Source organism: Rahnella sp. P4_A8, assembly GCF_056402435.1.
Genome location: NZ_JBFUHK010000015.1, coordinates 95,255 through 105,817 on the forward strand (window position 1 = coordinate 95,255; position 10,563 = coordinate 105,817).

Genomic DNA, 10,563 nt, shown 5'->3' on the forward strand with positions numbered 1-10,563 from the left:
ATGAGTAAGGTTTCAATCGCCATTCCTGACGGATTTATTCTCGGTGCCGCCGCCTCTGCGTGGCAGACCGAAGGCTGGAGCGGCAAAAAAGACGGGCAGGATTCGTATCTGGATCTCTGGTACAAAAATAACCGCCATGTCTGGCACAACGGTTACGGCCCGGCGAAAGCCACCGATTTCATCAACCGCTACAAAGAAGATGTGGCGCTGATGAAAGCCAGCGGGCTGAGTCATTACCGCACGTCAGTTAACTGGTCGCGCTTTTTCACCGACTATGAGTTGGGTACGGTCGATGAAGAATACGCGGCGTATATCGACGATCTGCTCGATGAGATGAAACGCAACGGCATCGAACCGATGCTGTGCCTGGAACACTACGAATTACCGGCGTTTCTGATCGAAAAATACGATGGCTGGAGCTCGAAAAAAGTCGTCGATCTGTTTGTGTTGTATGCAGAGAAAGTCTTCGAACGGTATGCCGGAAAAGTCAGCCGCTGGTTTACCTTCAACGAACCGGTGGTGGTRCAAACCCGCGTGTATCTGGATGCGATCCGCTGGCCGTTCGAGCAAAACACCGCGAAATGGATGCAGTGGAATCACCACAAAGTGCTGGCAACCGCCAGAGTGGTCGAACTGTTCCATCGCAAAAAATATCACGCCGCAGGTACCGTCGGGGTGATTTTAAATCCGGAAGTGACGTACGCCCGTTCATCGGCGGCGCATGACCAAAAGGCGGCGCATTTATACGATTTATTCTATAACCGCGTATTTTTGGACCCGATGATCAACGGGGAATATCCGCAGGAATTGCTGGAGCTACTGGAAAAGCACGGCGTACATTTCGATTATACAGAAGCGGAACTGGCGGTTATCCGTAATAACACCGTGGATGAAGTGGGTATTAATTTTTATTACCCGCACCGGGTGAAAGCACCGTCCCGCGAATGGAATAAAGACACGCCATTCCATCCGGCGTATTACTACGAACATTTCGAATTGCCCGGACGCCGGATGAATAAATCGCGTGGCTGGGAAATCTATCCGAAAATTATTTATGACATGGCGATGCGCATTAAAGCGGAATACGGAAATATTTCGTGGTTTGTGGCTGAAAACGGCATGGGTATCGAAAATGAAGGCCAGTTTCGCGATGCCGTCAGCGGGGAAATTCAGGACAACTATCGTATTGAATTTATTGCCGAGCATCTTTACTGGACATTAAAAGCGCGGGAAGACGGCGCCAATTGTCAGGGATATATGCTCTGGGCCTTTACCGATAATGTCTCGCCAATGAACGCCTTTAAAAATCGTTACGGGCTGATCGAAATTGATCTTGATAACAATCGTGATCGCCGTCAGAAGAAATCCTCTCACTGGTTTAAATCACTCAGTGAAAGCGGTGTGTTGTCTTTAACGCTCGATGACCAGGAAAAATAACCTAAGGAAACACTATGAAACGAATCGTTTTAGCTTGTTCGGCAGGGATGTCCACGTCACTAGTGGTCACCAAAATGGAAAAAGAAGTTACTGCGCGGGGGCTGGAATATCAGATCTACGCGATCCCTGAAAACAATCTGCGTGACGAGCTTGAAGCCTATGGCCGCGATATTGTCGCCGTGCTGCTCGGGCCGCAGGTGCGTTTTAAACTGGCGGAGAATAAAAAGCTGACCGATGAACACGGCATTCCGATTGCGGTGATCGACATGGTGGCTTACGGCACGTTAAACGGTGCAAAAGTGCTGGATCAGGCATTATCTCTGATACAGTAACATCCGGTCTTTTTTGTTTTTTGCATCAGGGTGATTGTGTGGAAAAAGGTGTGGTTTCGCAGGACAGAAAGCAGTATCAGGAAATCGGGCATGACCTGCGTGAGCAAATCAAGCAAGGGCATTTCGCCGTGGGATCCCGCCTGCCGCCCGAACGCAATATGGCGGAAAACTACGGCGTCAGCCGGACGATTGTGCGCGAAGCCTTACTGATGCTGGAACTGGAGGGCACGGTGGATATCCGTCAGGGTTCCGGCGTGTACGTGATCCGCATTCCTTCTCAGGAAGAAGGCGAAGACGAACTGTTGTATCAGGGGCAGATTGGCCCCTTTGAAATCTTACAGGCGCGGCAGTTGCTCGAAAGTAATATTGCCGCGTTTGCCGCCAAAATGGCCACCAAAGCGGATATCGAAAATCTGCGCCGCACGCTGGAGCAGGAACAAATCGCCATCGTGGCTAACGACGAAAGCGGTGATAACGACCGGCTGTTCCACCTGCTGATTGCCGGTGCGACACAAAACCAGATGCTGCTCGATTCGGTGAAAAATATCTGGATGCACCGGGATTCCAGCCCGCTGTGGAAACAGTTACACAGCCATATTGCTACCCGCGGTTACCGCCTGAAATGGCTGGCTGATCATCAGAATATTTTGGCCGCACTGCGCCGCCGCGACGTCATGGGCTCGTATCAGGCGATGTGGCAGCACATGGAAAATGTGAAAAATACGCTGATGGAATTGTCGGATGTGGATGCGCCGGAGTTTGACGGCTATCTGTTTGAATCTGTGCCGATTTTTCAGGGAAAGATGGTCTGAACACGATGAAGATTATTAATCTGAGTGAACGGCCTGAATTTCAGGACGCGGTCACAGACTGGCTTTGGCAGGCATTTGGCAGCGAAAACAGCCGGGAGTTTTTTGCCAGCGTGGTGCGAAGCAGCCTGTCCGGCGCGGACTTACCGCAAACATTTATCGCACTCGAAGGCGACAGGCTGGCAGGAACCGTGGGCCTGTGGCGCTGTGATTTAATCAGCCGTCAGGATCTTACCCCGTGGCTGGCGGCGTTATACGTGGATGAAAATTTCCGTTCGTGCGGGCTGGGGCAGCAGTTACAGGAATTTGTACTGGAACAGAGCCGCCGCAGCGGCTTTTGTGAGTTGTATTTGTATGCCGAATTCACCGGCTATTACGAACGTTTTGGCTGGAAATACATCGGCGATGCGCTGGATTATCCGGATAAGCCGGTGCATCTTTTCCATCAACATCTTTAGCTGTTTGCCGGGCCGCTCACCGAGTGACGACGTACCAGCGTCGGGCTGAACATATGGGTTGTTTCCGGTAACGGCTGACCGTTTGCCAGCGCTAACGCCAGTTGCGCTGCCTGATTCGCCATCGCCACCACCGGATAACGTACGGTGGTCAGACGCGGGCGCAGATAGCGTGAAATCAGCACATCATCAAAGCCAATCAGCGAAATTTCGCCCGGCACATCAATACTGTTATCGCTTAATACCGATAATGCACCGGCGGCCATCGGGTCGTTGTAACAGGTCACCGCCGTAAATCCTTTGCCCAATCCCAGTAAATCCGCCATGGCTTTTTCACCACCGATTTCATCCGGTTCCGCGTAGGCAATCAGCTTGTCATCTACCGGAATGTTGTGTTCGGTGAGGGCGTCGATATAGCCCTGAAGCCGGTCGCTGGCATCGGAAATGCCGTGGTTGGAACATAAAATCGCGATGCGCTGATGGCCGGCCTGAATGAGGTGGCGCGTCGCCAGCCAGGAACCGTAGCGGTCATCGAGTGCAATACAGCGTTGTTCAAAACCCGGCAACGTGCGGTTAATCAGCACCATCCCGGGGATTTGCTGCATCAGGCTGGTCAGCTCATCTTCCGGCAGCATTTTGGCGTGAACCACTAACGCCGCACAGCGGTGGCGGATCAACTGCTCAATGGCCTGACGCTCTTTTTCAACGTTGTGATAACCGTTACCAATCAGCAGAAAATTGCCGGTGGCGTAGGCCACCTGTTCGACCGCTTTGACCATCGCGCCAAAAAACGGATCAGAAACGTCGGCCACGATCAGCCCCAGCGTTTCGGTTGCCTGTTGGGCGAGGGCACGGGCGTTGGCATTCGGATGATATTGCAGATGCTGCATGGCGTTCTGTACGGCTTCCCGCGAGCTGTCGCTGGCTTTCGGGGAATGGTTTATCACGCGTGAAACGGTCGCAACCGATACGCCTGCCAGTTTTGCTACATCCTTAATCGTTGCCATAACACTTCCGTTTTCCGTGAGGGTAATCGTTTACACTGACCAGTTTTGCGGAAAAGACCGGTGGCTGCAAGGATGCTGATCGCAACTTTTTGATGTAAGCGCGATGTAACGGGAAAAGATCGTGGTGATTAACCGAAATCCCAGTGCGATAGGGTGGAAATGCGTTTTATTAAGATTATTTGTTCTTTGAAGTGTCAGCGCAGTGAATGGTATTTTTAAAGTCATTTATCTGCGCTGAGAAAAATAGAAATTATGTCGATAAAACGCTATCCGCAACTGGCCCACTGGGGCGCATATACCGCTGTGGTAGAAGATGGCCGCTTAATCCGTTGTGAACCTTATAAGGCGGATGCCGATCCTTCACCTCTGCTCGATTCCATTGCGCCGCTGGTCTATTCCGACAAACGTATCCGCAAACCGGCCGTGCGCCGCTCGTGGTTGAAACATCGCGAAAACAGCGATCGTTCTCTGCGGGGCCGCGAAGATTTTGTCGAAGTGGACTGGGATCTGGCGCTGGATCTGGTGGCCGAAGAGAATAAACGCGTGCGTGATCGCTACAGCGCTTCCGGCATTTTCAACGGCTCTTACGGCTGGTCATCGGCCGGACGTTTGCATCACGCCCGTTCTCTGGTGCGTCGTTTTTATTTCACCGGCGGCGGCGGGGTGGATCAGCAGGGCAACTACAGCTGGGGCTCGGCGCAATTTTTCCTGCCGTACGTTATCGGCACGTTTACCCCGCTGACCGGACGCGTGACCTCGTGGCCAAGTGTGGTCGAACACGCTGACATTCTGGTCGCATTTGGCGGTCTGGCGCTGAAAAATGCGCAAGTGGCGTCCGGCGGCGCGGTGGAACATACCCTGAAACCGGCGCTGGAACAGCTGGCGAAAAAAGGCACCCGCGTCATTAACATCAGCCCGATGCGCGACGACTGTCCGGAATTCGTGAATGCAGAGTGGATCCCGATCCGCCCGAACACCGATGCGGCGCTGATGATGGCCGTCGCGTTTGAGATTCAGCGCAAAGAAGCGCAGGACGAGGCGTTTCTGACCAGCCATTGCGTCGGTTATCCGCAGCTTGCCGCGTATCTGCGCGGCGACACTGACGGCATCCCGAAAACCCCTGACTGGGCAAGCCACATTACCGGCGTACCGGCTGAGCGTATTGCGCGTCTGGCGGATGATCTGATTGGTGTACGCAGCTTTATCACCTGTTCTTATTCTGTACAGCGTGCTCACCGTGGCGAGCAGCCTTACTGGATGATGATCGCCATTTCCGCCATGCTCGGGCAGGTCGGTTTGCCGGGTGGCGGATTCTCCTTCGGTCACGGCTCGATGAACAGCGTGGGTAATCCGCGTTATGACACGCCGGGGCCTGCCGTCAGTGCCGGGCCGAATCCTTCTGGTTTGTCGATCCCCGTGGCGCGTATCAGTGACATGCTGCTCAATCCCGGCCAGCCGTATGAATTCCAGGGCGAAACGCTGAATTATCCGGATATTCACCTGGTGCACTGGGCGGGCGGTAATCCGTTCCATCATCATCAGCAACTGAACCGTCTGGTCGAAGGCTGGCAGAAGCCGGATACCGTGATTGTGCAGGATAACGTCTGGACGCCAGCGGCGCAGATGGCGGATATCGTGCTGCCTGCGACAACATCGCTGGAACGTAATGATATCGGCGGATCGTCACGCGACCGCTTCGTGCTGGCGATGCATCAGGCTGTTGCGCCACAACATCAGGCGCGTAACGATTTTGATATTTTCGCTGACATTGCTGACCGTCTCGGTTACCGCGAGCAGTTCACGCAGGGGCGTAATGAAGATCAATGGTTGCGCCATATTTACCGTCAGTGCGGCGAAGCGCAGAAAGGCACCGGCGTGGAATGGCCTGACTTTGAAACCTTCTGGGAGCGCGGTTTTGTTGAACTGCCGGTGCCGGAAAAAGATTACGTGTTCTTTGAGGAATTCCGTAAAAGCCCGCGTGCTAATCCGCTGGGGACCCACAGCGGCAAAATCGAACTGTTCTCCGAAACCATCGCGGGTTACGGTTATGACGATTTCGCGCCGCACCCGGAGTGGCAGCCGCCGGTCGAATGGCTGGGCGCGGAAAGTGCCAAACAGTGGCCGCTGCACCTGATTTCCATTCAGCCAAAAGATCGTCTGCACAGCCAGCTTGATCAGTCGCCGCTGGCGCAGTCGAACAAAACCGCCGGTAAGGAAACGTTGTTTATGCATCCGGAAGATGCTCTCAGCCGTCAGCTGAAGGAGGGAGACCGGGTGAAAGTGCACAATGCGCGTGGCAGTTGTCTGGCGGGGGTGTCACTCAGTGACGGAATTACGCGTGGCGTGGTGCTGATGTCGACCGGCGCCTGGTTTGATCCTGGCTTTGGTGGTCAATGGCAGGAAACCGAGCAGGCGGGGAACCCGAATGTACTGACGCTGGATATCGGCACGTCGCGTCTGACGCAGGGGCCAAATGCCATGAGTTGCCTGGTCGAAGTGGGACCTGTTTAAGGTAGTTTTTAAATAGTTAGCCCGATTTAGGATAAATCGGGCCTATTTTCACCACTCGTTACACTTTGCGGAATTATGTTTCGATTGCCTGCTGGCTGTGGTTCGTACAAAACAGCTAAATTGAACGTCCCAGAGGTATTGATTGGTGAATCATCAACGTGCTCTGCATGTTGATACCGATTAAATTTGCACCAACCTACGCGGATGCGTAGGTTTTTTTTTGCCTCAACTCCGGCACACCGATCAGTTCCCTCCTAAACTCTCTCTGACTGTCGTCATTTTTCAGCGGCTTATAGTATGCTGTTTCCCCAACCTTTTTCTTCAAGATCAGGGATGACACATAAGGAGATGGCAAACATGTATAACTTTCTTTTCGCAGCGTTCAGATGGCTCTTCCGCCTGATGTTCCGGGTTACCGTGACCCCGGCGAGAAACGATTTTAATTACCCGCGTTTAATCCTCACGCCGAACCATGTCTCGTTTATTGACGGCATGTTGCTGGTGCTTTTCCTGCCGGTCAAACCGGTATTTGCAGTGTATTCCAACATCACGGACAGCTGGTTTATGCGCTGGCTGAAACCCTATGTGGACTTCATGCCGCTGGATCCCACCAAACCGATGGCGATCAAGCATTTGATCCGCGAAGTGGAGAAAGGGCGTCCGGTAGTTGTGTTTCCGGAAGGGCGCATTACGGTTACCGGTTCATTAATGAAGATTTACGACGGCGCGGCCTTTGTGGCGGCGAAGTCACAGGCGACCGTCATTCCGGTGCGCATAGACGGGCCGGAATATACGCCGTTTGGCCGGTTGTTCGGCAGCTTTAAAATCCGCTGGTTCCCGAAAGTCACTATCAATCTTTTGCCGCCGACTACCATTCCGATGCCGGATGCGCCGCGCTCCCGTGACCGCCGCATTCTCGCCGGTGAGCAGCTGCATAAAATTATGATGCAGGCACGTATGGATACCCGCGAACCGGAAACCTTGTATCAGGCGTTGTTGTCTGCACAAACCCGTTATGGCCGTCGCAAATCCTGTATCGCTGATATCGCGTTCAAAGAAGATACCTATCAGGGACTGCTGAAAAAATGCCTGGGCGTGAGCCGCATTTTGCAACGTTTTACCCGCGAAGGTGAGCATGTCGGGATGCTGTTGCCAAATGCCACGATCATGGCGGCGGCGCTGTTTGGCGCGTCAATGCGCAACCGTATTCCGGCGTTGCTTAACTACACTGCGGGTGCCAAAGGGCTGCAAAGCGCGATGAAAGCGGCGCAGATCAAAACCATTATTACCTCCCGCCAGTTCCTTGAAAAAGGCAAACTGACGCACCTGCCGGAAAACGTGCCAGAGGCGAACTGGGTCTATCTGGAAGATTTGAAAGACACGGTGACCATGCAGGACAAGCTGTGGATCCTGTTCCATCTGATCTTCCCGCGTCGTGCGATGCTGCCGCAAAAAGCCGATGATGCAGCACTGGTGCTGTTTACTTCGGGTTCTGAAGGCAATCCGAAAGGTGTGGTGCATTCACACGCCAGCCTGCTGGCTAACGTCGAGCAAATCCGTACCGTGGCGGACTTCACGCCGCGTGACCGCTTTATGTCGTCGCTGCCGCTGTTCCACGCCTTTGGCCTGACCGTCGGATTGTTAACGCCGCTGATTACCGGCGCTCGCGTGTTCCTGTATCCGAGTCCGCTGCATTACCGCATCGTGCCCGAACTGGTCTACGACCAGAACTGTACCGTGCTTTTCGGTACTTCAACCTTCCTGGGTAATTACGCCCGCTTTGCCCATCCGTATGATTTTGCCCGCTTGCGGTATGTGGTGGCCGGTGCGGAAAAACTGGCTGAAAGCACCAAAGAAATCTGGCAGAACAAATTCGGTATCCGCATTCTCGAAGGCTACGGTGTGACCGAATGTGCGCCGGTGGTGGCGATCAACGTACCGATGGCGACCAAAGTGAATACCGTCGGCAAAATTCTGCCGGGGATGGAGTCTCGTCTGATTACCGTGCCGGGCATTGAGGAGGGCGGTCGTCTGCAACTGCGCGGGCCGAACATCATGAAAGGCTATCTGCGCGTCGAAAATCCGGGTGTGCTGGAAACTCCGCAGGCTGAGAATGCCGCAGGTGAAATGCAGGCGGGCTGGTATGACACCGGTGATATCGTCACGCTGGATGAAAAAGGTTTCTGTGCCATCCGTGGTCGCGTGAAGCGTTTTGCCAAACTGGCGGGAGAAATGGTCTCGCTGGAAAGTGTCGAGCAACTGGCGATCAAGGCTTCACCCGATAAACAGCATGCGGCGACATCGCGCAGTGATGCCAGCAAAGGCGAGGCACTGGTGCTGTTCACCACCGATCCTGAATTACGTCGTGATGCGTTAAGTAAAGCTGCCCGTGAACTGGGGTTGCCGGAACTGGCCGTGCCGCGTGAAATTCGCGTCGTTAAAGCGTTACCGTTGCTCGGCAGCGGTAAACCCGATTTTGTCACCCTGCGCGAGATGGCAGAGAACCCGGAGAGTGAAGCATGAGTCAGCCTTTAAAGGCAGCTGCAGGGCCGTTGATGTCAAAGAGTATGACGGCGGTGATCGTGGCGCAGTTCCTGTCGGCTTTCGGTGATAACGCGCTGTTGTTTGCCGCGCTGGCGCTGATCAAACAACAGCTTTATCCCGACTGGAGCCAGCCCGTTTTACAAATGGCGTTCGTGGCGACGTACATCATTCTCGCGCCGTTTGTCGGGCAGTTTGCCGACAGTTTTTCCAAAGGCCGCGTGATGATGGTCGCTAACCTGCTGAAACTGGCGGGCGCGGCGGTGATTTGCGCGGGCATGAATCCGTTCCTCGGTTATACGCTGGTCGGCATTGGCGCTGCGGCTTATTCACCGGCGAAATACGGCATTCTGGGCGAGATCGCCAGTGGTGAACAACTGGTGAAAGCCAATGGCCTGATGGAAGCCTCTACTATTGCCGCGATCCTGCTGGGTTCTGTGGCCGGTGGCGCACTGGCTGACTGGAGCATTCTGGCGGCGCTCGGTATCTGTGTGCTGGCGTATGGCGCGGCAGTGGCGGCAAACTGGTTTATTCCGAAGCTGAACCCGGCGCGTCCGGGGCAGTCATGGAATCCGGCAAAAATGAGCCGGACATTTTTCTCTGCCTGCAAAACCTTGTGGCAGGATGGCGAAACCCGCTTCTCGCTGGTCGGTACCAGCTTGTTCTGGGGCGCGGGCGTGACGCTGCGTTTCCTGCTGGTGCTGTGGGTTCCCGTGGCGCTGGGCATCACCGATAACAAAACCCCGACCTTGCTGAATGCGATGGTGGCGATCGGGATTGTGTTTGGTGCGGGAGCGGCGGCGAAGTTAATCCGTCTGGAAACCGTGAAACGCTGCCTGCCAGCAGGTGTCGCCATCGGTATCGCCGTGGTGGTCTTTGCGCTGCAAACCAGCATGCTGAGTTCTTACATTGTGCTGGTGGTGGTGGGGATTTTAGGCGGCTTCTTTGTGGTCCCGCTGAATGCCCTGTTGCAGCATCGCGGTAAGATTTCTGTCGGTGCCGGTAACGCGATTGCCGTACAGAATCTGGGTGAAAACACCGCCATGCTGCTGATGCTCGGCTTGTATTCGCTGGTGGTGATGGCCGGTGCGCCGGTGGTGGCGATTGGCATCGGGTTCGGTGTGGTGTTCGCGCTGGCGATTGCCGGGTTGTGGATCTGGAAAAACATGCAGAAACGCCGTATGGCGTAATGTTGTTTTCGCACAAAAGAAAAGGGCGCTCAGCGTAATGCCGATCGTTTAAGGATCAGTTGACCGATCCGGTGGCTCGTGTAAAAAGGGTTCATGCTCATCATGGACCCTTTTTAAATGGAACTTTCACAAGCTCTCGGTATTATCAATCTCACTGCCCCCGATGAAGTTCAAAGCCTCGCTGACCTCCTGTCTCCTGACCTCATTCAGCAAGCTTTTTCTCTCACTGACACCGTCACCCTACGCAAGCGTAAACTCCCCCTCGAGTCCATGGTCTGGCT

At 54.2% G+C, this 10,563-nt stretch carries 9 protein-coding genes; 8 read left to right on the forward strand and 1 reads right to left on the reverse strand.

What is annotated here, in order from left to right:
• The 4 genes from AC1DUO_RS10805 to AC1DUO_RS10820 are packed head-to-tail and all read left to right on the forward strand — an operon-like array spanning position 1 to position 3,036.
• On the forward strand, positions 1-1,437 hold the full coding sequence (locus AC1DUO_RS10805; RefSeq protein ID WP_477987295.1) for a glycoside hydrolase family 1 protein: 1,437 nt from the start codon (positions 1-3) through the stop codon (positions 1,435-1,437).
• Between the two features lie 14 nt (positions 1,438-1,451).
• A complete protein-coding gene (locus tag AC1DUO_RS10810; protein ID WP_013574152.1) occupies positions 1,452-1,769 on the forward strand; it encodes a PTS sugar transporter subunit IIB in 318 nt (105 codons plus the stop codon).
• Between the two features lie 38 nt (positions 1,770-1,807).
• Entirely contained in the window at positions 1,808-2,581 is a 774-nt protein-coding gene (locus AC1DUO_RS10815; protein ID WP_013574153.1) for an FCD domain-containing protein, read from the forward strand.
• Positions 2,582-2,586: 5 nt separating this feature from the next.
• Positions 2,587-3,036, forward strand: a complete 450-nt coding sequence (locus tag AC1DUO_RS10820; RefSeq protein WP_013574154.1) for a GNAT family N-acetyltransferase — start codon at positions 2,587-2,589, stop codon at positions 3,034-3,036.
• On the opposite strand, the gene galR is transcribed toward AC1DUO_RS10820, so the two are convergent.
• Complete coding sequence (gene galR / locus AC1DUO_RS10825) at positions 3,033-4,040, reverse strand: HTH-type transcriptional regulator GalR (RefSeq protein ID WP_013574155.1); 1,008 nt, start codon at positions 4,038-4,040, stop codon at positions 3,033-3,035. The genes AC1DUO_RS10820 and galR overlap by 4 nt on opposite strands.
• Before the next feature lie 252 nt (positions 4,041-4,292).
• On the opposite strand from galR, the gene AC1DUO_RS10830 reads away from it, so the two are divergent.
• From AC1DUO_RS10830 to AC1DUO_RS10845, 4 genes are all read left to right on the forward strand, one after another.
• Positions 4,293-6,551 carry a molybdopterin guanine dinucleotide-containing S/N-oxide reductase gene (locus AC1DUO_RS10830; RefSeq protein WP_217147162.1) on the forward strand — a complete coding sequence of 753 codons (2,259 nt, stop codon included), beginning with the start codon at positions 4,293-4,295 and terminating at the stop codon, positions 6,549-6,551.
• 357 nt (positions 6,552-6,908) lie between these two features.
• The gene (gene aas / locus AC1DUO_RS10835) at positions 6,909-9,074 is read left to right on the forward strand and encodes a bifunctional acyl-ACP--phospholipid O-acyltransferase/long-chain-fatty-acid--ACP ligase (protein ID WP_250981618.1); all 2,166 of its coding nucleotides are present in this window, start codon (positions 6,909-6,911) and stop codon (positions 9,072-9,074) included.
• The gene (lplT, locus tag AC1DUO_RS10840) at positions 9,071-10,282 is read left to right on the forward strand and encodes a lysophospholipid transporter LplT (protein ID WP_015689427.1); all 1,212 of its coding nucleotides are present in this window, start codon (positions 9,071-9,073) and stop codon (positions 10,280-10,282) included. Before aas ends, lplT begins: the two co-directional genes overlap by 4 nt.
• A 117-nt stretch (positions 10,283-10,399) precedes the next feature.
• Positions 10,400-10,563: transposase domain-containing protein (locus tag AC1DUO_RS10845; protein ID WP_477986730.1), on the forward strand; the 164-nt coding region annotated here is incomplete at its 3' end.

Coding starts and splice junctions, on each gene's coding strand:
- aas (WP_250981618.1), top strand. CDS start 6,909: ATGTATAACTTTCTTTTCGCAGCGTTCAGATGGCTCTTCCGCCTGATG.
- AC1DUO_RS10810 (WP_013574152.1), top strand. CDS start 1,452: ATGAAACGAATCGTTTTAGCTTGTTCGGCAGGGATGTCCACGTCACTA.
- AC1DUO_RS10820 (WP_013574154.1), top strand. CDS start 2,587: ATGAAGATTATTAATCTGAGTGAACGGCCTGAATTTCAGGACGCGGTC.
- AC1DUO_RS10830 (WP_217147162.1), top strand. CDS start 4,293: ATGTCGATAAAACGCTATCCGCAACTGGCCCACTGGGGCGCATATACC.
- lplT (WP_015689427.1), top strand. CDS start 9,071: ATGAGTCAGCCTTTAAAGGCAGCTGCAGGGCCGTTGATGTCAAAGAGT.
- galR (WP_013574155.1), bottom strand. CDS start 4,040: ATGGCAACGATTAAGGATGTAGCAAAACTGGCAGGCGTATCGGTTGCG.